This is a genomic window from Burkholderia sp. E168m23, from assembly GCF_016586125.1.
Lineage (GTDB): Bacteria > Pseudomonadota > Gammaproteobacteria > Burkholderiales > Burkholderiaceae > Burkholderia > Burkholderia orbicola.
In genome coordinates, this window is the sequence record NZ_BCPP01001532.1 from 1 (window position 1) to 904 (window position 904).

Here is a 904-nt window from a genome sequence, read left to right on the forward strand (position 1 = left end):
AGCGTCAGCGGCACGGCCGCGGCGACCACGAGGCCCACGCGCCAACCCATGCTGACGAAGCTCACCAGCATGACGACGAGCAGCGCGGCGAAGAACTTCACCATGAACTCGTCGACGGCCGAGCTGATGTTGACCGATTGATCGGTGACCTTGGTCAGGCTCATGCCGAGCGGCAGCCCCGCATTGATTGCGCCGACTTCGTGGTCCAGCGCACGGCCGAGGTCGAGTCCGTTCCAGCCGTCGCGCATCACGATGCCCAGCAGCAGCGCGGGTTCGCCGTTGTTGCGGATCAAGAACGTCGACGGATCTTCGTAACCGCGCTCGACGGTCGCGATGTCCGACAGCTTCAGCGTGCGCCCCTGCGAGACGATCGGCGTGTCGCGGATCTTCTGCAGCTTGTCGAACGCGCCGTCCACGCGAATGAAGATCTCCGGCCCGCGCGTCTCGACGGAGCCGGCCGCCGTCAGCACGTTCTGGCCGTTGAGCGCGGCGAACACCTCCTGCGGGCTCACGCCGAGCGTCGCGAGCCGGTCGTGCGACAACTGCACGTAGATGCGCTCGGGCTGCTCGCCGATGATGTCGACCTTCTTCACGCCCGCCACGTGCAGCAGCCGCTGGCGCAACGCTTCGGCGTCGCGCACCAGCAGGCGCTGCGGTTCGCCCCTGGCCTTCAGCGCGAACAGCGCGAACGTGACGTCTGCGTATTCGTCGTTGACCATCGGACCGATCACGCCGGCCGGCAGGTTGGTCGCCTCGTCGCCGATCTTTTTCCGTGCCTGGTAGAACTGCTCCTGCACCTCCGACGGCGGTGTGCTGTCGAGCAGCGTCAGTGTCGTGATCGCGAGGCCCGGGCGCGTATAGGTCTCGGTGCGGTCGTACCAGCGCAGCTCCTGCATGCGCTTTT

At 66.6% G+C, this 904-nt stretch carries 1 protein-coding gene; it reads right to left on the reverse strand.

What is annotated here, in order from left to right; all coding sequences use genetic code 11:
- Nucleotides 1–904 (reverse strand): efflux RND transporter permease subunit (locus tag JMF90_RS38680; protein WP_201326508.1); only part of this gene is annotated, 904 nt, incomplete at both ends.